This window comes from Azospirillum sp. UENF 312511 (genome assembly GCF_058780635.1).
The window spans coordinates 853,271-876,412 of the sequence record NZ_JBSNCG010000003.1 but is presented as its reverse complement, the minus strand read 5'-3'; the positions used below and the strand labels follow the sequence as shown (position 1 = coordinate 876,412).

At 68.8% G+C, this 23,142-nt stretch carries 24 protein-coding genes; 8 read left to right on the top strand and 16 right to left on the bottom strand.

The features are described 5' to 3' along the window. Window positions 1-12: 12 nt before the first annotated feature. The 4 genes from trxB to ACWPN7_RS15450 form a co-directional block, all read right to left on the bottom strand. Window positions 13-999, bottom strand: coding sequence for a thioredoxin-disulfide reductase (trxB, locus tag ACWPN7_RS15465; RefSeq protein WP_035675595.1), 987 nt, complete (start codon window positions 997-999; stop codon window positions 13-15). A 171-nt stretch (window positions 1,000-1,170) separates the two neighbouring features. Then, window positions 1,171-1,815, bottom strand: coding sequence for a 2OG-Fe(II) oxygenase (locus ACWPN7_RS15460; protein WP_459196887.1), 645 nt, complete (start codon window positions 1,813-1,815; stop codon window positions 1,171-1,173). A 40-nt stretch (window positions 1,816-1,855) separates the two neighbouring features. Then, window positions 1,856-2,512, bottom strand: a complete 657-nt coding sequence (locus ACWPN7_RS15455) for a 2OG-Fe(II) oxygenase (protein WP_149649689.1) — start codon at window positions 2,510-2,512, stop codon at window positions 1,856-1,858. A gap of 164 nt (window positions 2,513-2,676) precedes the next feature. Further along, on the bottom strand, window positions 2,677-3,666 hold the full coding sequence (locus ACWPN7_RS15450; protein WP_038529392.1) for a mitochondrial fission ELM1 family protein: 990 nt from the start codon (window positions 3,664-3,666) through the stop codon (window positions 2,677-2,679). A 176-nt stretch (window positions 3,667-3,842) separates the two neighbouring features. Between ACWPN7_RS15450 and ACWPN7_RS15445 the strand changes: the two genes are divergently transcribed. Together ACWPN7_RS15445 and ACWPN7_RS15440 are read left to right on the top strand one after the other, a co-directional pair. Further along, a complete protein-coding gene (locus ACWPN7_RS15445; protein ID WP_492273349.1) occupies window positions 3,843-4,349 on the top strand; it encodes an Lrp/AsnC family transcriptional regulator in 507 nt (168 codons plus the stop codon). Between the two features lie 283 nt (window positions 4,350-4,632). Then, window positions 4,633-5,547: a dienelactone hydrolase family protein gene (locus ACWPN7_RS15440; RefSeq protein WP_459196888.1), complete on the top strand. Its 915-nt coding sequence runs from the start codon at window positions 4,633-4,635 to the stop codon at window positions 5,545-5,547. A gap of 143 nt (window positions 5,548-5,690) precedes the next feature. On the opposite strand, the gene greA is transcribed toward ACWPN7_RS15440, so the two are convergent. Further along, window positions 5,691-6,164 carry a transcription elongation factor GreA gene (gene greA / locus ACWPN7_RS15435; RefSeq protein WP_081862970.1) on the bottom strand — a complete coding sequence of 158 codons (474 nt, stop codon included), beginning with the start codon at window positions 6,162-6,164 and terminating at the stop codon, window positions 5,691-5,693. Window positions 6,165-6,246: 82 nt separating this feature from the next. Continuing rightward, window positions 6,247-9,498 carry a carbamoyl-phosphate synthase large subunit gene (carB, locus tag ACWPN7_RS15430; RefSeq protein WP_038529384.1) on the bottom strand — a complete coding sequence of 1,084 codons (3,252 nt, stop codon included), beginning with the start codon at window positions 9,496-9,498 and terminating at the stop codon, window positions 6,247-6,249. A 330-nt stretch (window positions 9,499-9,828) separates the two neighbouring features. On the opposite strand from carB, the gene ACWPN7_RS15425 reads away from it, so the two are divergent. From ACWPN7_RS15425 to ACWPN7_RS15415, 3 genes are all read left to right on the top strand, one after another. Continuing rightward, window positions 9,829-10,662, top strand: coding sequence for a PAS domain-containing protein (locus ACWPN7_RS15425; RefSeq protein ID WP_038529381.1), 834 nt, complete (start codon window positions 9,829-9,831; stop codon window positions 10,660-10,662). Between the two features lie 47 nt (window positions 10,663-10,709). Next, entirely contained in the window at window positions 10,710-11,060 is a 351-nt protein-coding gene (locus tag ACWPN7_RS15420) for a hypothetical protein (RefSeq protein ID WP_200776690.1), read from the top strand. Window positions 11,061-11,132: 72 nt separating this feature from the next. Continuing rightward, the gene (locus tag ACWPN7_RS15415) at window positions 11,133-11,861 is read left to right on the top strand and encodes an MgtC/SapB family protein (RefSeq protein ID WP_038529375.1); all 729 of its coding nucleotides are present in this window, start codon (window positions 11,133-11,135) and stop codon (window positions 11,859-11,861) included. Window positions 11,862-11,887: 26 nt separating this feature from the next. Here the strand turns inward: ACWPN7_RS15415 and ACWPN7_RS15410 are convergent, their stop codons facing one another. The 4 genes from ACWPN7_RS15410 to msrA form a co-directional block, all read right to left on the bottom strand. Continuing rightward, window positions 11,888-12,379, bottom strand: a complete 492-nt coding sequence (locus tag ACWPN7_RS15410) for a DinB family protein (protein WP_103040235.1) — start codon at window positions 12,377-12,379, stop codon at window positions 11,888-11,890. A 130-nt stretch (window positions 12,380-12,509) separates the two neighbouring features. Continuing rightward, window positions 12,510-14,570, bottom strand: coding sequence for a DNA translocase FtsK (locus ACWPN7_RS15405; RefSeq protein ID WP_459196889.1), 2,061 nt, complete (start codon window positions 14,568-14,570; stop codon window positions 12,510-12,512). Beyond that, complete coding sequence (locus ACWPN7_RS15400) at window positions 14,567-15,295, bottom strand: PAS domain-containing protein (RefSeq protein WP_459196890.1); 729 nt, start codon at window positions 15,293-15,295, stop codon at window positions 14,567-14,569. The genes ACWPN7_RS15405 and ACWPN7_RS15400 overlap by 4 nt, the downstream gene beginning before the upstream one ends. Window positions 15,296-15,500: 205 nt before the next feature. Beyond that, window positions 15,501-16,142, bottom strand: coding sequence for a peptide-methionine (S)-S-oxide reductase MsrA (msrA, locus tag ACWPN7_RS15395; protein ID WP_200776687.1), 642 nt, complete (start codon window positions 16,140-16,142; stop codon window positions 15,501-15,503). Window positions 16,143-16,307: 165 nt separating this feature from the next. On the opposite strand from msrA, the gene ACWPN7_RS15390 reads away from it, so the two are divergent. Then, the gene (locus tag ACWPN7_RS15390; protein WP_038529366.1) at window positions 16,308-16,754 is read left to right on the top strand and encodes an RNA polymerase sigma factor region1.1 domain-containing protein; all 447 of its coding nucleotides are present in this window, start codon (window positions 16,308-16,310) and stop codon (window positions 16,752-16,754) included. Between the two features lie 12 nt (window positions 16,755-16,766). Here ACWPN7_RS15390 and ACWPN7_RS15385 read toward each other — a convergent pair whose 3' ends face one another. From ACWPN7_RS15385 to ACWPN7_RS15360, 6 genes are all read right to left on the bottom strand, one after another. Then, window positions 16,767-17,642: a TrmH family RNA methyltransferase gene (locus ACWPN7_RS15385; RefSeq protein WP_459196891.1), complete on the bottom strand. Its 876-nt coding sequence runs from the start codon at window positions 17,640-17,642 to the stop codon at window positions 16,767-16,769. A 68-nt stretch (window positions 17,643-17,710) separates the two neighbouring features. Then, window positions 17,711-18,694, bottom strand: coding sequence for an SDR family oxidoreductase (locus ACWPN7_RS15380; RefSeq protein WP_459196892.1), 984 nt, complete (start codon window positions 18,692-18,694; stop codon window positions 17,711-17,713). A gap of 85 nt (window positions 18,695-18,779) precedes the next feature. Beyond that, window positions 18,780-19,358 carry a YqaA family protein gene (locus ACWPN7_RS15375; protein WP_038529360.1) on the bottom strand — a complete coding sequence of 193 codons (579 nt, stop codon included), beginning with the start codon at window positions 19,356-19,358 and terminating at the stop codon, window positions 18,780-18,782. Between the two features lie 109 nt (window positions 19,359-19,467). Then, complete coding sequence (locus ACWPN7_RS15370; RefSeq protein WP_038529357.1) at window positions 19,468-19,713, bottom strand: hypothetical protein; 246 nt, start codon at window positions 19,711-19,713, stop codon at window positions 19,468-19,470. Between the two features lie 87 nt (window positions 19,714-19,800). Next, window positions 19,801-20,196 (bottom strand): c-type cytochrome, encoded by a 396-nt coding sequence (locus ACWPN7_RS15365; RefSeq protein WP_038529355.1) that lies wholly within the window; start codon window positions 20,194-20,196, stop codon window positions 19,801-19,803. Window positions 20,197-20,253: 57 nt separating this feature from the next. After that, window positions 20,254-20,661: a winged helix-turn-helix domain-containing protein gene (locus tag ACWPN7_RS15360; protein WP_149649684.1), complete on the bottom strand. Its 408-nt coding sequence runs from the start codon at window positions 20,659-20,661 to the stop codon at window positions 20,254-20,256. Between the two features lie 253 nt (window positions 20,662-20,914). On the opposite strand from ACWPN7_RS15360, the gene adh reads away from it, so the two are divergent. Both adh and ACWPN7_RS15350 read left to right on the top strand, forming a co-directional pair. After that, complete coding sequence (adh, locus tag ACWPN7_RS15355) at window positions 20,915-22,435, top strand: aldehyde dehydrogenase (RefSeq protein WP_035679551.1); 1,521 nt, start codon at window positions 20,915-20,917, stop codon at window positions 22,433-22,435. Between the two features lie 98 nt (window positions 22,436-22,533). Further along, on the top strand, window positions 22,534-22,917 hold the full coding sequence (locus tag ACWPN7_RS15350; RefSeq protein ID WP_038529350.1) for a DUF779 domain-containing protein: 384 nt from the start codon (window positions 22,534-22,536) through the stop codon (window positions 22,915-22,917). Window positions 22,918-23,142: the final 225 nt, after the last annotated feature.

Here is a 23,142-nt window from a genome sequence, read left to right as displayed (position 1 = left end):
GCCAAAAAAGGCTTACCAGTTGCCCGCCGGGCTCGGCTCGCCCTCGTGGTGAGCCAGCCAGCGCTCGGCCTCCAGGGCGGCCATGCAACCCATGCCGGCGGCGGTGACGGCCTGCCGGTAGATCTTGTCCTTCACGTCGCCCGCCGCGAAGACGCCCGGCACGTTGGTGGCCGTCGAGTCGGGGGCGGTGACGATGTAGCCCTCGGAGTCGGTCTCCACCTTGCCCTGGAAGACGGCGGTGGCCGGGACATGGCCGATGGCGACGAAGACGCCGGCCACCGGGATCACCCGCTCCTCGCCCGACTTCACGTTCTTCACGCGCACGCCGGTGACGCCGCGCGGGTTGCCCAGCGAGCCGTCGCCCTCGCCGACGATCTCCTCGACGACGCTGTCCCACACCACTTCGATCTTGGGGTTGCGGAACAGCCGGTCCTGCATGATCCGCTCGGCGCGGAAGCTGTCGCGGCGGTGGATGACCGTCACCTTGGAGGCGTGGTTGGTGAGGTACAGCGCCTCCTCCACCGCGGAGTTGCCGCCGCCGATCACCGCGATCTCCTTGCCGCGGAAGAAGAAGCCGTCGCAGGTGGCGCAGGCCGACACGCCGAAGCCGCGGTAGATCTCCTCGCTGGAGATGCCCAGCCAGCGGGCCTGCGCGCCGGTCGCGATGATGACGCTGTCGGCGGTGTAGGTGTCGCCCGAGTCGCCCTTGCAGACGAAGGGGCGCTGGCTGAAGTCGACGTCGGTGATCAGGTCGAAGACCATCTTGGTCCCGACATGCTCCGCCTGCTTCTGCATCTGCTCCATCAGCCACGGCCCCTGGATGGGGTCGGCGAAGCCGGGATAATTCTCGACGTCGGTGGTGATCATGAGCTGGCCGCCCGGCTGCATCCCCTGCACCATCAGCGGCTGCAGGTTGGCGCGCGCCGCGTAGATGGCCGCGGTGTAGCCGGCAGGACCGGCGCCGATGATGAGAACCTTGGTGTGGTGGGTGCTGGGCATCGCTCTGTCCGTCACGATCTGATCTGATGCGGACCATAGGGCCGCGCCGAACATATGGTCCAGTTCCGACGCGCTGTCATCGGAAAGCCTGCCATGCCGGCCCATCATGGTGACGATGCCTCACCCCGACCACTGGGGGGACCACCCGGGGGACCATCCGGGGAATGCCCCTCAATAATGGACCGGCGCGGCGCCCTTGCGGTTCTTCAGCCAAGCGCCGACGCGGTGGCGCCACTGCTCGTGCCAGATGTAGACGCTGTTGCGGACCCAGTTCATCTGCACGGCGCGGCGCCGGCCCTCGAAGGAATGGTGCCCGTGCCAGGAGGTGTCGGAGCGGCGGAAGCACAGCAGCGTGCCCTCGTCCGGCGGCACCTCAGCGGCGTAATCCTCCAAGTTCGGGCTGCGCAGGACGCGCAGGCGCCCGCCCGACGCCTCCCAGGGCGGGTTCATGTAGATCAGGACGGTGACGATCTTGCTGGCCGAATCGGGGTGGATATTGCCGTCGGTCGCCCGGCACATGCCACGGGCGGTGAACATGGTCGGGTAGCGCGACAGGTCCAGCCCGAACTTTTCCGAAAAGGCCTGGCAGACCGCCTCGCCGCGCAGCTCCTCGATCAGGGCGTCGAAGGCCGGGCCCTGCGGGAAGACGCCCAGGGGGATGGAGCCGGGCTTGTCCACCTTGGGGTAGTCGCGGTGCAGCGCCTCCAGATGCTCCCGCTTCACGAAGCCGGGGACGCAGAGGAAGTCGAACGGATCGTGCTGCAGCGGGGTGGCACGGAAGCGGTCCAGATCCAGCATGGAGGTGGGCATGGACATGGGGCGGTCTCCAGACGGCTGCAATTCAGGCCACGGCAATTCAGGCGACAGGCGTGTCGGGGAAGGCCAGTTCGTGGCGGGCGCGCCATTCAGGGCCGACATAGTTCACGATGATCGACTTGCGCACGCCACGGATCGGGCGCGGGGCGAAGCCATGCCACGTGTTCGTCGCGGGAACGAAGACCAGCCCCCCGTTGAAGGCGTAGGGCGCGCGGGTGACGACGGTGCGTGTGGCGTCCAGCACGTCGGTGCCCCAGTCGGCGCAGTCCGGCCCCTTGGAGAGATAGATCAGCATCGTGAACTTCTTCACGCCGATGTCGGTGTGCGGCTCCAGCCAGAAACCGTCGGTGTCCTGGCAGTATTCGATGCGCAGCGAGGTGCCGGCCAGATCGACGCCGCAGGTGCGCCGGATCGCCTCCGTCACCGCCCGGCGCTGGAAGGCCGTGGCGACCGCGTCGCAGACGGGATGCTCGGCCCGGCTGCGGGCGCAGAAATAGCTGCGGGTGGCGTTGTTGGTGTCCCGCTTGCCCATGGTGTCGCCGACCGGCGGCGGCGCCCAGGGCAGTGCGGCGATGCCGTCCGCGGCCTCGTCGGTGAGCGCGCGCGACAACAGCCAGTGGCGATACGGGTCATCCTTGGTCGGGGCGTTGTCCAGGCAGCGGATGAAGGCATCCTGGACCGCGTCAGGCGAAACCATGCAAAAAGATCCAATGCGTCCCGGCGGTAAAAGCGAATTACCACAGGGCGGCACACGCGCTAAATGAATTAGCGTTCATGAACCTTTTGACAGGATTCCGGTCTGAACAGCATAAGCATACCTTGATACGCCGCGGCGTTGCGGAGTGTGATGCACACCGGATTTCAGGCGCTGTGCTTGGCGCGGTGGGCGAGAAGCCGATGGCGCAACTCTTCGGCGACTTGCCGGGTATCGTCCAACGTTGGGTAGGTCCACTGTTCCAGGGCGCCGGTGAAGGGCCGGGTGATGCCTTCCTTGTAGAGTTCTTCGTGGAAGCTGCGGAACTTGGGCGAGCCGCCTTCCAACTCGATCACATAGACCGGCTTTCCGGTGGAGCAGGCTTCCGAGGTCATGGACACGCTGTCGCAGGTCACCACCACCGCGTCGGCCAAGCCGAGATAGGCGAAATAGGGGTTCTCCCCCGTGCCGTCCCACACCTCCGCCGGCAGGCCGTTCAGGCGGGCGCGCAGGATCGCCTCGTTGTCGGCGCCGGTGCGGCGCGACGGGGTGACCATCAGCCCGGCCCCCTTGCCGCGGGCCAGTTCCGACAGCTTCTCCGCGACGTCGCCCATGATGGTCGGGGTCAGGGCATAGACACCGTTGGTGCCGCCGATCAGCACGGCGACGCGCGGGTGCGGCAGGTCGGCGAGCCGGGGGGCGTGGCGCTGAGCGGCCTCGGCCAGCAGCTTGGGCGTCACGCGGTGCAGGGCGCCGCGGGTGGCCATGACGTTGGGGCCGCGCAGCCGGTCGTGGCGGGGCACCACGACGAGGCCGAAATGCCGCGGGTTGATCTGCGGGTCCTGGATGTAGACGGTGAAGGTCCGCCCGCGCGACTGCTTGCTGGCGGCCAGCAGCGGCGCGATGGCCTGGCGACCCGAGCCGATCATCAGGTCGGGCCAGGGCGCGCGGATCGGATCGCCCTCAGGCCCGGCGGCGAAGCGGTTGCCCAACCGCAGGAAGGGGCTGAGCTGGCGCCACGGGCTGCGCAGCCGCACGCGCTTCACGACGGGGGTGAGGCCCAGCGCCTCGGCAAGGCCGATGCACTGGTTTTCCATGCCGGGCTTGCCGTCCGACACGACCCAGCAGGTAAGGGAACCGGAAATGGTGGAATGCATCGTCACACGAATGGTTTGGAGGTGCGGCTGGTTGTCGCGCCTGGGTGGGCGTCGGGGCGGGATACATCGATAGAAAGTTTTTCCACCGGCGCCGATACGGGTTTCTTGCTTGGCGTGGATGGCTGCGCCGTGTAATATCCTTTCTTCAAATCACCCCCGGAGCGACCGAGCAAACCATGCGGCGGGTCAAACTCGACCGAATTGACCGGCGGATTTTGCGCGACCTGCAAAATGACGGCCGGATGACCAACGTAGAACTCGCGAGGCGTGCCGGCATCTCTGCCCCTCCGTGTTTGCGGCGTGTCCGCGCCTTGGAAGAGGCGGGCTTCATCCGCGGCTACCACGCCGACATCAATCCCGACGCGCTCGGGTTCGGTGTCACCGTGTTCGCCCAGGTTGGCCTGTCCAGCCAAGCTGAAGTGGACCTAAAGAAATTCGAGGAACTCGTCAACTCCTGGCCCATGGTGCGTGAGTGCAACATGCTGGCCGGCGAGTATGATTTCCTGCTGAAGATCGTGGCGGAGGACTGGGACGACTACCAGCGCTTCCTGACCACGAAGCTGACGGCGGCGCCCAACGTGTCGCATGTGAAGTCAGCCCTGTCGATCCGCACGTCGAAGCACACGCCCGGTGTGCCGATCGACGTCGACTCGCCGGACATTCCCGAACTCGCTGGAGGATGACGACGAGGAGGACGAGGGCGAGTCCTCGACCCGAGTGGCGCGCCGCTGACGCGGCGCCGCGCGGACGCAAAACCTTTCCCAGGCAGCCGGCACCGCACCCCGCGTTATGGGATGTGGTGCCGGCTGTCTGCGTTTCGGGAACGCGGCCCTCGCGCAATTTTATGACGCCAAGCGTTTCCAAAAATGGATTCCTGCCCGTCTTCGCACGTGCGATGCTTCCACACGGCGAAGGTGCTAAACTCGCGCAACCGACTCCGCCGACTTTGCCCGTGACCGGGAGACGATGATGGCCTCACCCCGCCGCCGTGCCCTTCCGCCGCGCCTCCTCCCGCTGACGCTGGCGCTCGGCGCCGCCTTGGTCCTGTTGCCTCTGCTCGCCTCCCCGCCGGCCCTGGCGGCCACGCCGGGCGTCCATGCGGAGGAGATCGTCCGCTTTCCCTCGCTCGACGCCGACCTGACCAGCGGCGCCCCGACGGCCCTGACCGGTCGCTTCCTGCGTCCCAAGGCCGACGGCCCCTATCCCACCGTCGTCCTGCTGCATGGCTGCAGCGGCCTTTACGCCAACACCGGGCGGGTGTTGGCCCGGCACATCGACTGGGCGCTGACGCTGCGCGAGCAGGGCTACGCGGTGCTGATGGTGGACAGCTTCGGCCCGCGCGGCGTGGCGGAGGTCTGCACGGTCAAGGACCGCCCTGTCCGGGCGACCGAGGAGCGCAAGCGCGACGCCTGGGCGGCGCTGGCCTATTTGCGCGCGCGCAGCGACGTCGACAGCGACCGGATCGCCCTGATGGGCTGGTCGCAGGGGGCGGGCACGGTGCTGGCCGCCTATGGGCCGGGCGGGCAGGGGAACGGTTTCCGCGCCGCCATCGCCTTCTATCCCGGTTGCCGGACGCCGCTGGGCGACGCCGACTGGCAGCCGGAGGGCCCGCTGCTGATGCTGCTGGGCGGCAAGGACGAGTGGACCCCGGCGGAGCGCTGCCTGGAACTGGCGAACCGCGAGCCGGTGAAGGAGCGCACCGAGGTGGTGGTCTACCCCGACGCCCATCACGGCTTCGACTCCCCTCATTCGCCGCTGCGCAAGCGCCGCAATCTGGCGACCGCTCCGGCGGGCGAGGCGATGGTCGGCACCGACGAGTCTGCCCGCAAGGACGCCATCGAACGGGTCACCGCCTTCCTGGCGGAGCGGCTGCGGGGATAAGGGTGCCCTAGGATAAGGGTACAAGGTCATGGGTGAGAACAAAACGCCCCGCACCGGCTGTCGGTGCGGAGCGTTTCATTTCGGCTCGCGGTCGGTGGCGGGGCGGTGTCTTGCGAACCGGCCCCTGAAGCTTGAACCCGCGCTTACTTGAAGGCGACGGTGACGATCTCGTAGACCTTGGAGCCGCCCGGCGTGGAGACTTCCACGCTGTCGCCGACCGACTTGTTGATCAGCGCGCGGGCCAGCGGCGCCTGGATCGACAGCATGCCGTTCTTGATGTCGCTCTCGTCCTGGCCGACGATCTGGTAGGTGATCTCCTCGTCGGTGTCCTCGTCCGCGAGCGTGACGGTGGCGCCGAACTTCACCGCACTGCCGGACAGCTTCGTCGGGTCGATGACCTCGGCGCGGCTGATCTTGTCCTCCAGCTCCGCGACGCGGCCCTCGATGAAGCTCTGGCGTTCACGCGCGGCGGTGTATTCGGCGTTCTCCGACAGGTCCCCGTGCTCACGCGCCTCGGCGATCGCCTTGATGACGTTGGGCCGTTCGACAGTCTTGAGGTGCTTCAACTCCTCTTGCAGGCGGTTGTATCCCGCCGCAGTCATTGGAACTTTTTCCATCGTTCAATCCATCACCATGCCGACGCAGCGCCCTGGGAAAGTTACGGCGCGGCGGAGGAGGTCCGCCGCGCCGTAAACCGTCCTAATAGGAACCGCTAAGGTACGACTGCAACGGCGCGACTTCAAGGCTGCCGTTCCGGAGTGCGGCAATCGCTTCCACCGCCGCGCGTGCACCGGCCATGGTGGTGTAGTAGGGCAGGTTGTAGGTCAGCGCCGTGCGCCGCAGGCTGAAGCTGTCGGACAGGGCCTGCGCGCCGTCCGTGGTGTTGATGACCAGATGCACCTCGCCGTTGATCATCGCGTCGACGATGTGCGGCTGGCCTTCCACCACCTTGTTGATCGACTCCGCCGGGACGCCGGCCTGGCGCAGCGCCGCCGCGGTGCCGGTGGTCGCCAGGACGCGGAAGCCCATGGCGTGCAGCTTCTGCCCGATCTGCACGGCCGACGGCTTGTCGCGCTCCTTCACCGAGATGAAGACGGTGCCCTGGACCGGCAGGGTGACGCCGGCGCCGAGCTGCGACTTGGCGAAGGCCAGCGCAAAGTTGTGGTCGAGGCCCATCACCTCGCCCGTCGACTTCATCTCCGGGCCGAGCACGATGTCGACGCCGGGGAAGCGGGCGAAGGGGAACACGGCCTCCTTCACGGCGGTGTGCGGCGGGGTCGGGCCGTTCAGCGTGAAGTCGGCCAGCTTCTCGCCGGCCATGACGCGGGCGGCGACCTTGGCGATGGCGGTGCCGGTGGCCTTGGCAACGAAGGGCACCGTGCGGCTGGCGCGCGGGTTGACCTCCAGGATGTAGACCGTGCCGTCCTTGACCGCGAACTGGACGTTCATCAGGCCGACGACGTGCAGGGCGCGGGCCAGCGCCTCGCCCTGGCGGCCGATCTCGGCGATGGTCTCGGCGGGCAGCGAGTAGGGCGGCAGGGCGCAGGCCGAGTCGCCGGAATGGATGCCGGCCTCCTCGATGTGCTCCATGATGCCGGCGATGTAGACTTGGCCGGTGGCGTCGGCCACCACGTCCACGTCCACCTCGATGGCGTCCTGCAGGTAGCTGTCGATCAGCACCGGGTTCTTGCCCGACACCTTCACGGCGTTGCCCATGTAGCGCTTGAGCCCGGCCATGTCGTGGACGATCTCCATGGCGCGGCCGCCCAGCACGTAGGACGGACGGATGACCACGGGGAAGCCGATCCGCGCGGCGACCGTCTCCGCCTCCTCCAGCGACCGGGCGAGGCCGTTGGCCGGCTGGAGCAGGTTGAGCTGGTGCAGCAGCTTCTGGAAGCGCTCACGGTCCTCGGCGAGGTCGATGGCGTCCGGCGAGGTCCCGAGGATCGGGATGCCGGCCTTCTCCAGCGCGTCGGCCAGCTTCAGCGGGGTCTGGCCGCCGAACTGCACGATGCAGCCGAGCACCGTGCCGTTGCGCTGCTCGACGCGGACCAGCTCGATCACGTCCTCGGCGGTCAGCGGCTCGAAATACAGGCGGTCGGCGGTGTCGTAGTCGGTGGACACCGTCTCCGGGTTGCAGTTGACCATGATGGTCTCGATGCCGGCCTCGCGCAGGGCGTAGACGGCGTGGACGCAGCAATAGTCGAACTCGATGCCCTGGCCGATGCGGTTCGGTCCGCCGCCCAGGATGACCACCTTCCTCTTCTCGGTCGGGTCCGATTCGCACTCGGCGGCACCCGTGCCGTCGGTCTCGTAGGTGGAATACATGTAGGGCGTGCGGGAGGCGAACTCGGCCGCACAGGTGTCGATACGCTTGAAGACCGGCGTGACCCCGGCAGCGCGGCGGGCCTCGGCGACCTCACCCTCGCTTTTGCCGGCCAACTCGGCCAGACGGGCGTCGGAGAAGCCCATCTGCTTCAGCGCCTGCCAGCCGGCCTTGTCGGTCGGCAGGCCGCCGCTGCGGATCGCCTGCTCGCGGTCCACGATGGCCTTGATCTGCTCCAGGAACCACGGGTCGTACTTGGAGACCTGCTGGACCTCGGCGACGGTGAAGCCGTGGCGGAAGGCCTGGGCGATGACCAGCAGGCGGTCCGGCGTCGGGCGGGCCAGCGCGCCGCGGATGGCGGCGGCGTCCGGCGTGTCGCTGTCGCCAATGCGCACCTCGTTGAAGCCGGTCAGGCCGGTCTCCATGGAGCGCAGCGCCTTCTGCACCGACTCCTGGAAGGTGCGGCCGATCGACATGGCCTCGCCCACCGACTTCATCGAGGTGGTCAGCAGCGGCTCGGTGCCGGCGAACTTCTCGAAGGTGAAGCGCGGCATCTTGGTGACGACGTAGTCGATCGTCGGCTCGAAGCTGGCCGGGGTGGTGCCGGTGATGTCGTTGGTCAGCTCGTCCAGCGTGTAGCCGATGGCCAGCTTCGCGGCGATCTTGGCGATCGGGAAGCCGGTGGCCTTCGAGGCCAGGGCGGAGGAGCGCGACACGCGCGGGTTCATCTCGATGACGATCAGGCGGCCGTTCGCCGGGTTCACCGCGAACTGGACGTTGGAACCGCCGGTCTCCACCCCGATCTCGCGCAGCACCGCGATCGAGGCGTTGCGCATGATCTGGTATTCCTTGTCCGTCAGCGTCAGCGACGGGGCGACGGTGATCGAATCGCCGGTGTGGACGCCCATCGGGTCGATGTTCTCGATGGCGCAGACGATGATGCAGTTGTCCGCCTTGTCGCGGACGACCTCCATCTCGTACTCCTTCCAGCCCAGCACCGATTCCTCGATCAGCACCTCGCCGACCGGGCTGGCGCGCAGGCCGCCGCGCACGATGTCCTCGAACTCGGCGCGGTTGTAGGCGATGCCGCCGCCGGTGCCGGCCAGCGTGAAGCTGGGGCGGATGATCGCGGGCAGCCCGACGAACTCCAGCGCCTCGGTCGCCTCCTGCATGTTGCGCACGAGGCGCGAGCGCGGCGATTCCAGGCCCAGCTTGTCCATGGCGTCGCGGAACAGGATGCGGTCCTCGGCCTTGGCGATGACGTCGCGCTTGGCGCCGATCATCTCCACGCCCAGCCGCTCCAGCGTGCCGTCGTCGGACAGGGCCATGGCGGTGTTCAGCGCGGTCTGGCCGCCCATGGTCGGCAGCAGGGCGTCGGGGCGCTCCTTCTCCAGGATCTTCGCCACCACGGCCGGGGTGATCGGCTCGATGTAGGTGGCGTCGGCCAGACCCGGATCGGTCATGATGGTGGCCGGGTTGGAGTTGACCAGGATGACGCGGAAGCCTTCCTCGCGCAGCGCCTTGCACGCCTGGACGCCGGAGTAATCGAACTCGCAAGCCTGGCCGATGACGATCGGCCCCGCGCCGATGATGCAGATGGATTTGATATCAGTGCGCTTGGGCATGGGTCCGCTTCTCGACGTTCGTGCAGCAAAAGCCCCCTCGCGCCATTGGCCCCTTTCGGGGCGCGGGTGTGAGGGGGCACGGATCAATATGTCGTTGCGAGGCCCCTTTATAGGGAACAAGGCGGCGCGGGGGAAGGGGTGGGATGATGCGCGGGCCACATGTCTGAAACATCGCCAGCGGGCGGCGAGGCAAGGCTTGAACCTGCGCCGAAAGGGCGTCATCAATCGGGGTGCGCCGGAAACCCGGCGTTTCCGATCTTCACCAGCGGGAGAAGCCCGCACACCCGTCCTGACCGCCGCCCCTGACGGCCTTGGAGTTCGCACCCGACGATGACCCACGCTTTCGCCAAGGACAGCCGCGCCTGCGCCGCCTGCGTTTCGTGGGGGGGCGACCGCGCCCTGTCGGACGACAACACGCTCGTCCATGTCGACCGCTACAGCGCGGAGGGGGAGTGCCGGACGGCGACCAGCCAGGATTACCGGAAGGTCACGCGCTCCTACCACACCTGCCCGACCTGGGCGCCGCTGCCGATGCTGAAGAAGCATGGCGGCCGGCCGGAGCGCCAGCCGGTCTTCGCCAGCCGCCCGGCGCCCGCCTCCGCCATGGCCTCTGCCGCCGTCAAGCCGGTGCCTGAGGTCGCGGCGGCCGCGCCGGTGCGCGTGGTTGCCGCCGCCCCAGCCGTTCCGCTGCCGCCGCCCGCACCGCCGGTCTGCCGGTCGGAGCCGCTCGACCTCGACCAGATCCCACAGATCGCCAGCCTGCTCTACGTCCACTGGCGCCGCGTCCTCCGCGGGCGTCCGATGCCGGAAGCGCGCGACATCGACACCGCGCAGATCCGCGAATGCGTGCCGCGCCTGTGCCTGATGGAGCCGCTGCGCGGCGGCGAGGATTTCCTCTACCGCGCCTGCGGGCGGGCGGTGCAGCGCCGGATCGGGCAGCGCGCGGTGCCGCGCCCGGTCAGCGACTGCCACCCCGCCGAGGCGGCGGCGCGCTTCAACGCCGATCTGCGCGCCTGCCTGGAGACGGGGGAACCGCGTGGCCTTCTGGTGCGCGACGACCCGATGCTGCCGGGCGCGCGCTTCGTCGAACTGCTGCTGCCGCTGTCCGACGAGGACGGCCGCCCGGCCCGCGTGCTGGCCTTCCGGCACGTGCCGGGGGGCTGACGGAGGCCGCGGTGCCCTGGAGCGCGCAGCCCCCACCGGAGTCTCCGATGCCGATGCCCGGCGAAGGCAAGCCGGCCGGCGGCGCCGACATGGTAGGGGTCTGGCCGTCCGCCGTCTGGATCGTCGTCGGCACGCTCTTCTATCTGGAGCATCCGCAGAGCTTCGCCGGCTGGAAGGGCGCGCTCTATTATGTGGTTGGCACCGCCGTCGTGGCGCTGGTGATCGGCCTCGTCAGCCTGAACCTGCGCCGCGCCATCGCCGGCATGCTGGCTGAGGTGTTTCCCCGCCGCGACCGCTTCACCGACCTCGTGAGCCTGATGCTGCGGCTGATGCTGGCCACGGCGGAGGGCATGCTGGTGGCGCTTCTCGCCCGCTGGACTCTGGGCGGGCTGGGGTAGGGTGATCCTTCGCCAACCAATCGGCGCTACACTGGACGTCCCGGGACCGGTCGTCCCGGGGGAAGGGGCGTCATGCTGAACCTGTCCGCCTACTGGTCACCGGCTGAACTGGCCGTCAACGGGGTCATCCTGCTGCATCTGGTCGGGGCGCTGGGGCTCGGCATCCTGATGGGCTACGAGCGCTCCTTCCACGGGCGGGCGGCGGGGATGCGGACCTACGCGCTGGTCTGCCTCGCCTCGACGGCGCTGACCGTGGTCAACGCCTATCCGGGGCTGTGGTATGGCGGCATCGGAAGCGGAAACGGCGGGGGCGGTGACCCGACGCGCGTCATCCAGGGCATCGTGACCGGCATCGGCTTCCTCGGCGCCGGGGTCATCATGCGGGAGGGCTTCTCCATCCGCGGCCTGTCCACCGCGGCGTCGATCTGGACGGCGGCGGCGATCGGGGTGACCGTCGGGCTGGGCTTCTACGCCGCAGCCATCGGCTTGGCCTTTCTGGTCATTCTGGTGATGAGCGCCTTCCGACGTCTGGAGGCGGTGCTGCCCCACCACACGGTGGTCCAGGTGATGCTCGTCTTCGAGCGCGATCAGGCGCCCCCGGCGGAGGTGCTTCGCGTCAAGGCGCTGGAGCACGGCTACGAAATCGTGTCCTGGGCCTTCCACCTGCGCAACGGCAGCGGTCATCTGGAATACCAGCTCACGCTCCAGGCCAACGGCACGCCGGACCCGATGGAGCTGATCGACAAGCTGGCCCGCACCAGCCGGGTGGTGGAGTTCCGCCTGTCACCGTCGCGGATGTGAGGGGCGGATGTGAGAGGCCGGCGTGCCTACTTGTCCAGCAGGAAATAGGCGAAGTCGATGCTGGGCGCGGCCAGCCCGAACTGCGTCAGCAGCGTGTGCGCCTGCCCACGGTGGTGGGTCTGGTGGTTGAACAGATGGGCCAGCACCGCGGAGAAGGGCATGGTGAAGGCCTGCCCGGCCAGTGAGCGGTAGTGGAGGTCCGTGGCGAAGCGCGCCTCTTCCTGCTCCGCCACGACGCGGATGATGCGCTCGTCCTCCGCTTCGCGGGCGGCGCGCAGCTCGTCGAAGCCGTCATAAAGGATCTCGTCGAGGGCAAAGGGCGTCGGCCCGTCCCCCTCGATGCGGCGCAGCCACACCCGGTCGGCCACCAGGATGTGGTTCAGCGTTCCCCGCACCGAGCGGAAGAAGGCGCTGCGGTCCTCGCGGTACTGGGCGTCCGACAGCTCGGCCGCCACCGCGTAGAGTCGGCGGTTGGCCCAGCGGTTGTAGCGCGCGAACCGTTCGAAATGCGCCTTCATCGCCCTCTCCCCTGTTCCTAAAGCGAATTTTCATTCGCTTTAGACTCATATGGCCTCATTCGCCGGCCGGGCTTCGGCCGCATGCGCGGCCGGGACCGCCGTCGCGGTCCAGAGCGGAATGCATTCCGCTTTAGACCCCCGCGCGCTTGGCCGACAGGCCGGCGGGGGACAGCAGCACCTCGCGCTTGCCCTGGTGGTTGGCTTGGCCGACCACGCGCTCCGTTTCCATCCGCTCGACCAGACGGGCGGCGCGGTTGTAGCCGATTTGGAGCTGGCGCTGGATGAAGCTGACCGACACCTTGCCCTCGCGCACCACGAGGTTGACGGCCTGCATGTAGAGGTCGTCGCCGGAGTTGCCGCCGCCGCTCTCGTCGTCCTCGTCGGCGACCGCCTCATCCTCTTCCTCGGTGATGGCGGTGACGTAGTTGGGGGCGCCCTGCGACTTGATGAACTGCACGATCTCCTCGACCTCCGAATCGGAGACGAAGGGGCCGTGGACGCGGGTGATGCGGCCGCCGCCGGCCATGTAGAGCATGTCGCCCTGGCCGAGCAGCTGCTCCGCCCCGGCTTCGCCCAGGATGGTGCGGCTGTCGATCTTGGAGGTGACCTGGAAGCTGATGCGGGTCGGGAAGTTGGCCTTGATGGTGCCGGTGATGACGTCCACCGACGGGCGTTGCGTCGCCATGATCAGGTGGATGCCGGCGGCGCGGGCCATCTGGGCGAGGCGCTGGATCGCCGCCTCGATCTCCTTGCCGGCGACCAGCATCAGGTCGGCCATCTCGTCCACGATGACCACGATGTAGGGGAGCGGCGTCGGCTCCTGCGGGGTCAGGTCGAAGACGGTCTCGGCCTCGCCGGGGACATGGCGGCGGGGCATCGGCTCGCCGTTGGCGATCATCTCGGCGATGCGGGCGTTGTAGCCCTCGATGTTGCGCACGCCGAGCTTGGACATCGCCTCGTAGCGGCTCTCCATCTCGCGCACGGCCCAGCGCAGCGCGATCACCGCCTTCTTCGGGTCGGTCACCACCGGTGTCAGCAGATGCGGGATGCCGTCATAGACCGACAGCTCCAGCATCTTCGGGTCCACCATGATGAAGCGGCAGCGCTCCGGCGGCAGCCGGTAGAGCAGCGACAGGATCATCGTGTTGATCGCCACCGACTTGCCCGAGCCGGTGGTGCCGGCGACCAGCAGGTGCGGCATGCGGGCGAGGTCGGCGACCACCGGCTCCCCGCTGATGTCCTTGCCGAGCGCGATGGCGAGATGGGCCTGCGACTCGGCGAAGGCCGCGTGGTCGAACATCTCGCGCAGATAGACCATCTCGCGCACCGGGTTCGGCAGCTCGACGCCGATCACGCTGCGGCCCGGCACGATGGCGATGCGGGCGGTGACCACGCTCATGGAGCGGGCGATGTCGTCGGTCAGGTTGATGACCGTGGCCGACTTGGTGCCCGGCGCCGGCTCGAACTCGTAGAGCGTCACGACGGGGCCGGGGCGCACGTCCATGATCTCGCCGCGGACGCGGAAGTTCCGCAGCACCGTCTCCAGCATCCGCGCGTTGCGGGCAAGGACCGTCTCGTCATGCTGCTGGGGCGGGCGCGGCGGCGGGTTCTGGAGGAGCGTGGTGCCGGGCAGGGCGTAGGGATCGTCCTCGCCGGCCGGCTCGCCGTAGGCCGCGCCATCCTCGTCCGCTTCGTCCCCGTCCAGGCCCTCGTCATCCAGGCCATCCCCGTCCAGCGCGACGGGTTCGGCGTCGTCCTCGGTCTCTCCGTCCTCATAAGCGAGGGTGTCGTCCGCCGCGTCCTCGGACTCCGCGTCCTCGGGCAACTCCTCGGCGTCGGGAATGAGGACATCCTCCACGTCCGCAGGCGCGTCCGTGGCCGCATCCGAGGCCAAGGCCGGGGGAGCCGTCTCGGCTGCGCGCGCCTCGTAGGCCCATTCGACGCCGGACAGGAAGGCGAATCCGGCGACCACCGCCAGCGCCTCGTCGCCGAGGTTGGTCGAATAGACCGTGCCGGCGCGCGGGGTGCCGGGAAGCACCTCCACGTCCCACAGCAGCCGCCCGTCCGGGCGCGCGTTGGGGATCAGGTTGAAGGGGCGGCCGTTCAGCGCGCACCACAGATTGAACTCGTCGGCGGTGACGACTCCCGACTGGGTCGCGGGCGCGGTCAGGTGGGGCGTGCGCGGCGTCATGCCGGGGCTCCCGGTTTCTGTTCGGTGGAGAAGGACTCGCCGTCTTCGGCGTCGTCGGGGGTGTCGTCGTCGGTCTCGGTCTCGGTCTCGGCGTCCTCGTCCGCAAGAGCCTCGGGATCGGGGGCCGCCGTGCCGTCCGCATCCGGTTCGTCGCCGTCCGGTTCGCCACCGTTCGGTTCGCCGCCGTTCGGTTCATCGTCATCCGGCGCGTCGACGTCCAGCTCCGCCTCTTCGTCCGTCTCCTCACCCGTCGCGGCGGGGATGAGCGCGGCGCAGGGCGGTTCGTCCGGCGGCAGTTCGTAGGCGGCGACCAGGATCTTGTCGATGGTTTCCCCATCGCTGGACATGGGCAGCGCCAGCCGCTCCCAGGTCCGCATCACGCCGCTGAAGTCGGCGGTGTAGACACGGGCGACCGGCAGCCGTTCGCGCAGGAGCGAGGCGTATTCGGGGCGCAGGATCGCCCGCTGCTCCTCCGGCAGATCATCCAGCGTGGCGCCCAGGCGCGAATGCCCGAAGGCCGCGGCGAGCGACTGGCCGTAATAGGAATAAACGAAGTCGTCGTCGCCGATGACCTCGAAAATCACAATATTATCCTTCCACGGCCGCAAATCGGCCGGGGCGACGGTGCTGGACACCGGCGGCTTCCCGCCGATGCATTTGGTGAGCCAGAAGTCAAGCAGGCCGCTCAGGTGCGGCGTCGCCAGCTCGGTTCTTTCCTTGATCATGGATTGGGCGCGGAATTCTCGGGCGGCGCCCCGCGGGGCTACCCCCTGGAGCTTTCATGGACCGCCGGAACCATACCCGGAAGGGACGGGCAGGCGCAACCGCAAGGGACCGCCCCGTTCAAGCCGGCTTAACCCTGTCGCCCGGATGCCGCAGTGGGGGGCGGGAACCGTCTCCATGGTTCAGCCCCCGCACCGCAAGACCGCGTCACGCCGCGCAGGTCACCCCGGTGCCGCCCAGTCCGCAATAGCCCGCGGGATTCTTGGACAGATACTGCTGGTGATAGTCCTCGGCGTAATAGAAGGGCGGGGCCTCGCGCAGCTCCGTCGTCACCGGGCCGAACCCCGCCTGCTCCAGGCGGGCCTGATAGGACTGGCGGCTGGCCTCGGCGGCGGCGCGCTGGGCGTCGGTGTGGGTGTAGATGGCCGAGCGGTACTGGGTGCCGACATCGTTGCCCTGGCGCATGCCCTGGGTCGGGTCGTGTGCCTCCCAGAAGACGCGCAGCAGCTCCTCGAACCCGACCTTGGCCGGGTCGTAGACGACGCGCACTACCTCGGTGTGGCCGGTGCGGCCGGAGCAGACCTCCTCATAGGTCGGGTTGGGGGTGTGGCCGCCCTGATAGCCGACCATGGTCGACCAGACGCCCGGCACCTTCCAGAACTTGCGCTCCGCCCCCCAGAAGCAGCCGAGCCCGAAGTCGGCGACCTCCAGCCCCTCCGGATAGGGCGGGGTCAGCGGGTTGCCGTTGACATGGTGGCGCGGCGGCACGGGAACCGGCGTGTCGCGTCCGGGCAGGGCCTCCTCCGCGCTGGGCAGCGCCAGGGGCTTGCGCATGAACATTCCGAGCATCTCGGCCTCTCCGATGGCGTAGGATTTGGGAATGGGGATTTGGGGATTATGTCGGGTCGCCCCGCCCCGGAGGCAAGTCGGCGCCTTTGTACGGGAGCCTTCCGCGGCTCCGCCTGTTTACCCTTCGGAATGTTCAGTCCAAGGTGGAACCGCGGGGAGAGAATCATGACGATCGATGACACCACCCTCCAGCGCCTGATTGCCAAGGGACGCCAGCACGGCAACCGGCTCAGCGTCGAGCAGCTCGGCCAGGACGTGCCGGTGGAGACGATGACCCCGGAGGAGGTCGCCACGGTGGTGGAGCAGCTGGAGGCCGCGGGCATCGACGTGGAGCTGACCGACGAGCGGCTGAAGCGCCCGCGTGGCGGCGGTGGCGACTACCAGCGCGGGGCCGGGGTGGTCACCATCGCCAGCCCTGCGGCGCCCGCCGTCTCCGCCCCCGGCGCCCGTCCGTCCGAACATGGCTGGGCCGACGAGGGGCTGGGCCACGCCCACGGCGCGCATCACGGCTCCCGCCGGGCGCCGACCTGGGACCGCGGCGGGGTGGACATGCTGCCCGTCGTCTCGGTCATCGTGGTGGCGCTGGTGCTGATCATCGCCCTGGGCGGCTGATCCGCCAAGCCGTCAGCCCGGCTTCGCCAGCGCGTGGATGAGGATGGCTGCGGTCGCCGCGACGTTCAGCGACTGGATGCGGCCGGTGCCCGGCAGGGTCAGGATGTCCTCGCAGGCGGCGAGGGTGGCGGGGGGAAGCCCGTCCTCCTCGTTGCCCAGCACGACGGCGGCGGGTCGCTCGCCCTTGGTGAGGACCGCCGGGTCGGTGACCACCGCCCGGCCGCGGCCCAGCGCCGTCCCGGCCACCCGGTAGGACTCGCGCAGCCGCTTCAGGACCGTCGGCAGGTTGGCCGCCCGGTACAGCTCCACCCATTCGAATCCGCCTTCGGCCACCCGGTAGGCGGACTCCGACGGCAGGGCCTGTCCGGGATGGTCCGACACCACGACGCGCCGCAGGCCGAAGAAGGCGGCGGTACGCAGGATGGCGCCCAGATTGTGCGGGTTGCCGACCCCATCGAGGATCAGCAGCGGCTGCCCGTCCACCGCCCAACGCTTCGCCGCCTCCACGTCGAAGGCGGGCACCGGACGCGGCGCGATCAGCGCGACCACCCCGCCGTGCAGCACCGTTCCGGCGACCTTCGCCAGCTCGTCGGCCTCCACCATGCGGTAGGGCTTGCGCGCCGCGGCCATCGCCTTGCAGAAGTCGCCGGTCTTCGCCTTCAGCCGCTCCTCGAAGAACAGCCGCTCAACCCGCGCCGCGTCGTGGGCGAACAGGGCGGAGACGGCGGACAGGCCGGCGACACGGAACAGTTTTCCCGCTTCCCGGCCCGGCTCCTCGCGTGCTCCGTCCCGGCGCAGATCCTTGCCGGCGTTGGCCGGACCCGGACGCGGGGAGCGGGCAGGGGAGGAGACGGGCGGACGGCCGCGCGGGGTCGTCGGCTTCGGCATGATGGACTCGGGGGCTTTGGGGGAACGGGCCGGCATTCTGGACCAACCCGTTCCCGAACTCAAAGCCCTCAGTGGTTTCCGTTCTTGCTCCGCGCGTAGCCGGCGTAGGCCGCAGCGGCGGCGGCCGCGACCCCGGCGACGAGCAGCGGCGACACCCAGGCGGGCGGCGGGGTGCGGAAGCCGCCGGTGACGCCGCGGCCGCGCTCCACCGGACGGAACAGGTTGCCGTCGCTCGCCGCGGCGGGCGGGGTCCGGCTGAAATGGCGGTGGGCGCCGTGTCCGGCGATCTTCTCCATCAGGCGCGGCGCCACCGCGTGCCCCAGCCGGGTCAGCGGGGTCATCGCCCCGACCATCGCCTGGGCGCGCGGGCGCAGCGCCACGGCTAGAACGGTGTCCGCCACGTCCTGCGGGTCGTCGTAGAACGGGCTCTCCGCGTCCAGCTGGTGGCCGGTGTAGTTGGCGCCGTGGGACATGCCCGGCGTGTCGGTGAAGAAGGGATAGACGCCGCAGACATGGACGCCCGGCGCGTCGACCAGCTCCGCCCGCAGGCTCTCTAATAGCCCTTCCAGCCCGAACTTGCTGGCCGCGTAGGCGGCGGCGTAGGGGGCGGGCGCCCAGGCCCCGACTGACACGGTGTTGATGAGCACCCCATGGCCCTGCCGACGGAACAGCGGCAACACGGCGTGGGCGGCGTGCAGCGGGCCGAACAGGTTGGTCTCGACGACGCGGCGGTGCGCCTCCAGCGGCGTCTCCTCGAACCGCCCGACGGCGCCGACCCCGGCGTTGCTCACCCAGACGTCGATGCCGCCGTACAGCTGCATCGCCCGGTTGGCCAGCCGCCGCACCGCCTCGGCGTCGGTGACGTCGGTGGGCACCACCTCGGCCTCGCCGCCCAGTTCCCGGGATTCCTCGGCGACCTCGCCGAGCAGGGCTTCCCGCCGGGCAGCCAGAACCAGCCGGGCGCCCTCCCGCGCGAAGGTCAGGGCGGTGGCCCGCCCGATCCCGCTCGACGCGCCGGTGATGACCACCACGGCCCCGCGCACGCTGTCCATCCATCCTCTCCCGTCAATGCCTCGATGCGGCATCAACAGGACAGGATGGCCCGGCGTCGCGGTGCTGTGGTTGGGTTGCCGTGGATCAGATCAGCTTGATCGCCAGGAAGCCGCCGATCAGCGCGACGGCGAAGGCGGTGGTGACCAGCGTCAGCCGCTTCTCGATGAAGGCGCGCACCGGCTCGCCGAACCAGTAGAGCAGGGCGGCGACCAGATAGAAGCGGATGGCGCGCGACAGGATCGAGGCGCCGATGAACACCCAGATGTTCAGCTTTGCAACACCTGCGGTGATGGTCAGCAGCTTATAGGGGATGGGCGTCATGCCCTTGATGATGAGAATCTCCGCGCCGTATTCGACGAAGGTATGGCGCAGCGTCTCGAACTGGGCTTCCAGGTGGTAGAAGTCGATGACCGCCTTGCCGATGGCCTCGTACAGGAAGAAGCCGATCATGTAGCCGGCGACGCCGCCCACCACCGAGGCCAGCGTGCAGATCGTCGCGATCCGCCACGCGGCCTGCCGGTTGGCGAGCACCATCGGCACCATCAGGATGTCCGGCGGGATCGGGAAGAAGGAGCTTTCCGCGAAGGAAACCCCCGCCAGCCAGGTGGTGGCGTTCTTCGAGGCCGCCTTGGCCATCGTCCAGTCGTAAAGGCGCTTCAGCATGCCGGTCGCAGCCCGTGTTGTGCCGGTGAGGGAGCCCCTGTTTTAGCGGGGGACCGTGTCAACGGCTACGACCAATTCGGGGCGGCCCCGGAAAGGCTACGCCATCGGCCTAGCGGGACGCGGGCCTGTTTCCGGATTCGGCGCTGTCCGGTTCCGCCTGCTCGGGGTCGGCGCGCGCCACCGGATCGCAGTCGCCGTCGCGGGAACCGCCGGGATGGCCGCCCGGCATGCCACGGTAGCGCGTGTCCGGGTTGGACCCGCCGCCGCCGCTCTGCTCGTCGCACAGCCGCCCGATGTCGGTCTTGTGAATGTCCTTGGGCTCTGCGCCTTTTTGTCCTGCGGTGTCGTCGGCCATGGCCGTTCTCCGGCTGCGGGGGGAAACCGGGCAACAGGCCAGCGCCGCCGCGGTTCCCGCCCCGCCCAGCTTCCGTTTCGCCGGCGCTCACTTGGTCGCGGCTTCCAGATAGGCGATCAGGTCGGCCCGGTCCTCCGGCTTCGCGACCCCGGCGAAGGCCATGCGGCTGTCGGCAATGACCGCCTTCGGGTTGGCGAGATACGGGTCGAGCGTCTTGGCGTCCCACGCGATGCCGGAGGCCTTCAGCCCCTCGGAGTAGTTGGCGTAGGTTTCCACGGTGCCGGCCTTGCGCCCGAACAGCCCGTGCAGCGTCGGGCCGACGCGGTTCTTGCCCGCCTCCACCGTGTGGCAGGCCTTGCACTGGCGGAACAGCTTCTCGCCGTTCGCCGGATCGCCGTCGGCCAGGGCCGGGAGCGGCGCCGCGGCGAGAAGGACCAGGGCGGCCAAGGCTACAGGGGCGGCGGTGCGGGCGGCGGTGCGCATGGGTCGTGGGCCTCCTTCGTTTCGCCGCGGCGGAAGGTCGCGGCGTCGAGGGAGACTTTACGGATCGCCGGAGTCCGGGCCATTGGACTTTGGATCAGCGGAGTCCGCGCTCTTTTCGGGCGCCGCCTCCGGCTTCAGCGCCTCGTCCAGCCAGGCGAGGTGGGGTGCCGCGGCGCGGCGGGCCTCCTCCTCCATGCGGCGATAGCGGGTGATCACCTCCTGCCCGAAGGCGGTCAGGCCGGTCCCGCCGCCCTCCCGCCCGCCGACGTTGGTGCGCACCACCGGCTCGCGGAAGGCGGAGTTCATGGTTTCCACCAGGAACCACGCGCGGCGGAAGGACATGCCGAGCGCCCGCGCCGCCGCCGAGATCGAGCCGGTGCGGTCGATCTCCTCCAGCAGGGACACCTTGCCGGGTCCGATGGCGCCGGAGGGGTGGAGGAAGCGCAGCCGGATGTCGGTCGTCATGTCCTGAAGTCTCGCCGGGAAACGGAAGGGTCTCCGCCCAAGGTATCATCTGTCGGCCAACGGTCGGTCCCGAATCTGGGGCGGGCCGCGTCTGCAACCAAAGTCGAATTTACCGGCCTTCCCCGAAACCGCGATAACGGCGGGGCGCTGTGACGGATACCGATCATCGGACGAACGGACACAGGGCGCACAACCCGCCAAACGTCATTCCACGACATTCAGTTCGGGCAATCCGCTTCGGGAGGAAACCGCCGTGATCCATCAGGCCCTGGAAACGCTCAGCAAGCAGGTCGCCATCCGGCCGCGCTACGACAACTTCATCGGTGGCCAGTGGGTGGCGCCGACGAAGGGACAGTATTTCACCAACCTGACCCCGATCACCGGCAAGACGCTGTGCGAGGTCGCCCGCTCGACCGCGGAAGACATCGAGAAGGCGCTGGACGCCGCCCACAAGGCCAAGGACGCCTGGGGCCGCACCTCTCCGGCGGAGCGCGCGCGCATCCTGAACAAGATCGCCGACCGCATGGAGGAGCGTCTGGACGTCCTGGCGCTGGCCGAGACGCTGGACAACGGCAAGCCGATCCGCGAGACGACCCACGCCGACCTGCCGCTCGCCATCGACCATTTCCGCTACTTCGCCGGCTGCGTCCGCGCCCAGGAAGGCACCATCGCGGAAATCGACCACACCACCTACGCCTACCATTTCCATGAGCCGCTGGGCGTCGTCGGCCAGATCATCCCGTGGAACTTCCCGCTGCTGATGGCCGTGTGGAAGCTGGCCCCGGCGCTGGCCGCCGGCAACTGCGTCGTGCTGAAGCCCGCCGAGCAGACCCCGATGGCCATCATGGTGCTGATGGAGATCATCGGCGACCTGCTGCCCGACGGCGTCCTCAACGTCGTCAACGGTTTCGGCATCGAGGCCGGCAAGCCGCTGGCCCAGAGCCCGCGCATCGCCAAGATCGCCTTCACCGGCGAGACGACGACCGGCCGCCTGATCATGCAGTACGCGGCGGAGAACATCATCCCGGTCACGCTGGAGCTGGGCGGCAAGTCGCCGAACATCTTCTTCAACGACGTGATGGCCGACGACGACGAGTTCCTGGACAAGGCGCTGGAAGGCTTCGCCATGTTCGCGCTGAACCAGGGCGAGGTCTGCACCTGCCCGTCGCGCGTCCTGGTGCAGGAGAAGATCTACGACAAGTTCATGGAGAAGGCCGTCGCCCGCGTCGCCGCCGTCAAGCAGGGCAGCCCGCTCGACCCCGCGACGATGATCGGCGCCCAGGCGTCCATCGACCAGCTCGAGAAGATCCTCTCCTACATCGACATCGGCAAGGCCGAGGGCGCCAAGGTGCTGATTGGCGGCGAGCGCGCCCATCTCGGTGGCGAGCTGGAGAGCGGCTACTACGTCCAGCCGACGGTCTTCGAAGGCCACAACAAGATGCGCGTCTTCCAGGAGGAGATCTTCGGGCCGGTTGTGTCCGTGACCACCTTCAAGACCGAGGAAGAGGCGCTGGCCATCGCCAACGACACGCTCTACGGCCTGGGCGCCGGCGTGTGGAGCCGCGACGGCAACCGCGCCTTCCGCATGGGCCGGGCCATCCAGGCCGGCCGCGTGTGGACCAATTGCTACCACCTCTACCCGGCCCACGCGGCCTTCGGCGGCTACAAGCAGTCGGGCATCGGCCGTGAGACCCACAAGATGATGCTCGACCACTACCAGCAGACCAAGAACCTGCTGGTCAGCTACAGCCCGAAGGCCCTGGGCTTCTTCTAAGCGTTTTGTCTCCTCCCTGACGACCTTTGGGCCGGCGGCCATTCGGCCTCCGGCCCTTTTTCTCATCCGACGGGCCATTCATTCAGGAGTGTCCGCCCATGGTCGAACGAGTCGTCGCCACACCGGCGGCCCTGGCGCTGATCGAAAAGCTGCGCGGGCTCTACGGGCCGCTGTTCTTCCACCAGTCCGGCGGCTGCTGCGACGGCAGCGCGCCGATGTGCTTCATGGACGGGGAGTTCCGACCCGGCGGGCAGGACGTGCGGCTGGGGGAGATCGGCGGCTGTCCCTTCTACATGGGGGCGGCGCAGTTCGAATACTGGTCGCACACCCAGCTCATCATCGACGTGGTGCCGGGCCGCGGCGCCAGCTTCTCGCTCGAAGCGCCGGAGGGCGTGCGCTTTCTAACCCGCTCGCGCCTGTTCTCCGATGGCGAGGTGGAGGCGTTGCGGTCCGATCCGGGCGATATGACGAAAAAAGCATAGCGCTGTTTCATGGAATGCGGTATTCAGGATTCGACTTTGGGACTTTCCCAGTCGGCACGGCCTCCGGGCGGTCTGATCCGTGTTCAGACCGGCTCCCCCGCGTGGTGGTGCATATGGAACCGAACTCAGGCGCCTTCCGCGACGGCGGAAGGCGCCTTTTTCGTTGCGTGGGAAAGACGCGGTCCATTGGACCTTTGGATGAGCGGAGGCCGCGGCTTCATGCGC

What these genes read in the sequence shown, in the direction of transcription:
- trxB (WP_035675595.1), bottom strand. Translation starts at nt 999, where the DNA reads ATGCCCAGCACCCACCACACCAAGGTTCTCATCATCGGCGCCGGTCCT.
- ACWPN7_RS15460 (WP_459196887.1), bottom strand. Translation starts at nt 1,815, where the DNA reads ATGTCCATGCCCACCTCCATGCTGGATCTGGACCGCTTCCGTGCCACC.
- ACWPN7_RS15455 (WP_149649689.1), bottom strand. Translation starts at nt 2,512, where the DNA reads ATGGTTTCGCCTGACGCGGTCCAGGATGCCTTCATCCGCTGCCTGGAC.
- ACWPN7_RS15450 (WP_038529392.1), bottom strand. Translation starts at nt 3,666, where the DNA reads ATGCATTCCACCATTTCCGGTTCCCTTACCTGCTGGGTCGTGTCGGAC.
- ACWPN7_RS15445 (WP_492273349.1), top strand. Translation starts at nt 3,843, where the DNA reads ATGCGGCGGGTCAAACTCGACCGAATTGACCGGCGGATTTTGCGCGAC.
- ACWPN7_RS15440 (WP_459196888.1), top strand. Translation starts at nt 4,633, where the DNA reads ATGATGGCCTCACCCCGCCGCCGTGCCCTTCCGCCGCGCCTCCTCCCG.
- greA (WP_081862970.1), bottom strand. Translation starts at nt 6,164, where the DNA reads ATGGAAAAAGTTCCAATGACTGCGGCGGGATACAACCGCCTGCAAGAG.
- carB (WP_038529384.1), bottom strand. Translation starts at nt 9,498, where the DNA reads ATGCCCAAGCGCACTGATATCAAATCCATCTGCATCATCGGCGCGGGG.
- ACWPN7_RS15425 (WP_038529381.1), top strand. Translation starts at nt 9,829, where the DNA reads ATGACCCACGCTTTCGCCAAGGACAGCCGCGCCTGCGCCGCCTGCGTT.
- ACWPN7_RS15420 (WP_200776690.1), top strand. Translation starts at nt 10,710, where the DNA reads ATGCCGATGCCCGGCGAAGGCAAGCCGGCCGGCGGCGCCGACATGGTA.
- ACWPN7_RS15415 (WP_038529375.1), top strand. Translation starts at nt 11,133, where the DNA reads ATGCTGAACCTGTCCGCCTACTGGTCACCGGCTGAACTGGCCGTCAAC.
- ACWPN7_RS15410 (WP_103040235.1), bottom strand. Translation starts at nt 12,379, where the DNA reads ATGAAGGCGCATTTCGAACGGTTCGCGCGCTACAACCGCTGGGCCAAC.
- ACWPN7_RS15405 (WP_459196889.1), bottom strand. Translation starts at nt 14,570, where the DNA reads ATGACGCCGCGCACGCCCCACCTGACCGCGCCCGCGACCCAGTCGGGA.
- ACWPN7_RS15400 (WP_459196890.1), bottom strand. Translation starts at nt 15,295, where the DNA reads ATGATCAAGGAAAGAACCGAGCTGGCGACGCCGCACCTGAGCGGCCTG.
- msrA (WP_200776687.1), bottom strand. Translation starts at nt 16,142, where the DNA reads ATGCTCGGAATGTTCATGCGCAAGCCCCTGGCGCTGCCCAGCGCGGAG.
- ACWPN7_RS15390 (WP_038529366.1), top strand. Translation starts at nt 16,308, where the DNA reads ATGACGATCGATGACACCACCCTCCAGCGCCTGATTGCCAAGGGACGC.
- ACWPN7_RS15385 (WP_459196891.1), bottom strand. Translation starts at nt 17,642, where the DNA reads ATGCCGAAGCCGACGACCCCGCGCGGCCGTCCGCCCGTCTCCTCCCCT.
- ACWPN7_RS15380 (WP_459196892.1), bottom strand. Translation starts at nt 18,694, where the DNA reads ATGGACAGCGTGCGCGGGGCCGTGGTGGTCATCACCGGCGCGTCGAGC.
- ACWPN7_RS15375 (WP_038529360.1), bottom strand. Translation starts at nt 19,358, where the DNA reads ATGCTGAAGCGCCTTTACGACTGGACGATGGCCAAGGCGGCCTCGAAG.
- ACWPN7_RS15370 (WP_038529357.1), bottom strand. Translation starts at nt 19,713, where the DNA reads ATGGCCGACGACACCGCAGGACAAAAAGGCGCAGAGCCCAAGGACATT.
- ACWPN7_RS15365 (WP_038529355.1), bottom strand. Translation starts at nt 20,196, where the DNA reads ATGCGCACCGCCGCCCGCACCGCCGCCCCTGTAGCCTTGGCCGCCCTG.
- ACWPN7_RS15360 (WP_149649684.1), bottom strand. Translation starts at nt 20,661, where the DNA reads ATGACGACCGACATCCGGCTGCGCTTCCTCCACCCCTCCGGCGCCATC.
- ACWPN7_RS15350 (WP_038529350.1), top strand. Translation starts at nt 22,534, where the DNA reads ATGGTCGAACGAGTCGTCGCCACACCGGCGGCCCTGGCGCTGATCGAA.